The organism is Shinella sp. 838 (genome assembly GCF_029623935.1).
Lineage (GTDB): Bacteria > Pseudomonadota > Alphaproteobacteria > Rhizobiales > Rhizobiaceae > Shinella.
In genome coordinates this window covers 1-761 of sequence record NZ_JARSBQ010000072.1, presented here as the reverse complement: position 1 = coordinate 761, position 761 = coordinate 1, and the positions used below count along the sequence as shown (strand labels likewise).

1 protein-coding gene is annotated in these 761 nt (G+C 60.8%); it reads left to right on the top strand.

Annotated features, from left to right (window positions below):
• Window positions 1–201 precede the first annotated feature (201 nt).
• The gene (locus tag P9A16_RS35615) at window positions 202–750 is read left to right on the top strand and encodes a winged helix-turn-helix domain-containing protein (RefSeq protein WP_084438720.1); all 549 of its coding nucleotides are present in this window, start codon (window positions 202–204) and stop codon (window positions 748–750) included.
• Window positions 751–761: the final 11 nt, after the last annotated feature.

The window sequence follows — 761 nt, the reverse complement described above, 5'->3', positions numbered from 1 at the left end:
CCTTCCATCACGATGGATTAACTCCGGCGACTGGCAAAACTTGCCTGCGGTGTCGCGCAGCCAGCAAAAGCCTGCCTCTCGTCGCCAAAACGTCCGGTGCTATGCATTAAGGCGGCTAATACGCCGCCTCGCTGACTTCGACTCTTTAGCCTTCCCAAAGTGGGGTGAATCTGAATCTCTGGTGCAAACCGGAGGTCTGCGATGCGATCAGGGATTTCACTACGGACGGATTTTGATGGAGACGGTCTGCGGCGGCTGGCGCGGCAGACGAAGGATGCCGCTCAGGCGCGCCGACTGCTGGCGCTGGCGTCGATCTACGATGGAGGCTCGCGTTCCGATGCCGCCCGCCTCGGTAACGTCACGCTGCAGATTGTCCGTGACTGGGTCATGCGGTTCAACGAACGCGGTCCCCAAGGTCTGATCAATGGCAAGGCTCCCGGCCCACAATCGCGGTTGAACGATCAGCAGCGTGCGGCCCTGGCGCAGGCCATCGAGCGTGGGCCGACACCCTATCTCGACGGCGTCGTTCGCTGGCGTCTGTGCGATCTGGCGCAATGGCTGTGGGAGGAGTTTCGCGTTTCGGTGAGCGAGCAGACGCTCAGCCGCGAAGTCCGGGCCATGGGCTATCGCAAGCTCGCTGTTCGGCCCAAACATCACGCGCAAGACCCTCAAGCCATTGAGGGTTTTAAAAAAGCTTCCCTGCCGCAGTGGCAGAGATTGCCGCTGGAGCGGCCCGAGGAAAACGCATAGAGATTTGGTTT

Bases quoted from the DNA above. Each gene is read 5' to 3' on its own strand.
- P9A16_RS35615 (WP_084438720.1), top strand. From the start codon at position 202: ATGCGATCAGGGATTTCACTACGGACGGATTTTGATGGAGACGGTCTG.